Here is an 838-nt window from a genome sequence, read left to right as displayed (position 1 = left end):
CTAGGGCCAAGACTCATAACCAGTAGCTGACTGTTGCGGCGATGCAGACGGCGGCGAGGAAGTTCCGGGCGAGCCGATCGTAGCGGGTTGCGATGCGGCGGAAGTCCTTGATGCGACAGAACATGCGCTCAATCGCATTGCGGTCTCTGTAGAGGAAGGGCGAGAAGCAGTTCTTCCATTTCCGGTTCGCCTTGGGCGGGATATTGGCGAAGGCGCCGCGTCCGCGAACCTGCTCCCGGATGGCATTGCTGTCATAGCCTTTGTCGGCATGCAGGATTGGCGCCGCCGGCATCTGCTCGATCAGCAGCGCCCCTGCAGTGCAGTCGGCGACCTGGCCGCCGGTCAGGAGAAAGGCGACCGGCCGGCACAATCCATCCGTCAGAGCATGGATTTTGGTGGTCCGTCCGCCTCTCGAACGACCGATGGCTTGATTTTGCTCCCCCCTTTGCCGCCGGCCGCACAGCGATGCGCCCTTACCGCCGATGAGTCGATAAGAAGCTCGGCCGGAGGCCCGCCTGCGTTGGCGAGAGCATGGAAAATGGCGCTCCAAACGCCCTTGGCCGACCAGCGCTGGAAACGGTTGTAGAGGGTCTTGCGCGGTCCATAGACCGACGGAGCGTCGACCCAGCGTCCGCCGCTCTTCACCACATGGATGATGCCGCTGATCACGCGGCGATCATCGACGCGCGGCTTGCCTCGGGTGTCGGTCGGCAGATGCGGTTCAAGCAGCCCAAACTGCTCATCGCTGAGCCAGAAATAGTCGCGATCCATGACGGGTCCCCCTCAGAGACCCTGAATCACAATCCCGCCGTCAGAGGAACCCCTTTTATGGGTCCGG

The 838-nt window shown here is 62.6% G+C and carries 1 pseudogene; it reads right to left on the bottom strand.

From position 1 onward, the window contains the following. Positions 1–13: 13 nt before the first annotated feature. Positions 14–771 (bottom strand): annotated as a pseudogene (locus TSB10GB4_RS18025) (IS5 family transposase). Between the last annotated feature and the right edge of the window lie 67 nt (positions 772–838).

The sequence above is a fragment of the Stappia sp. TSB10GB4 genome, assembly GCF_900185745.1.
In the GTDB taxonomy this organism is placed as follows: domain Bacteria; phylum Pseudomonadota; class Alphaproteobacteria; order Rhizobiales; family Stappiaceae; genus Stappia.
The sequence above is the reverse complement of the archived record's forward strand: the minus strand, read 5'-3'. Positions and strand labels throughout refer to the sequence as shown.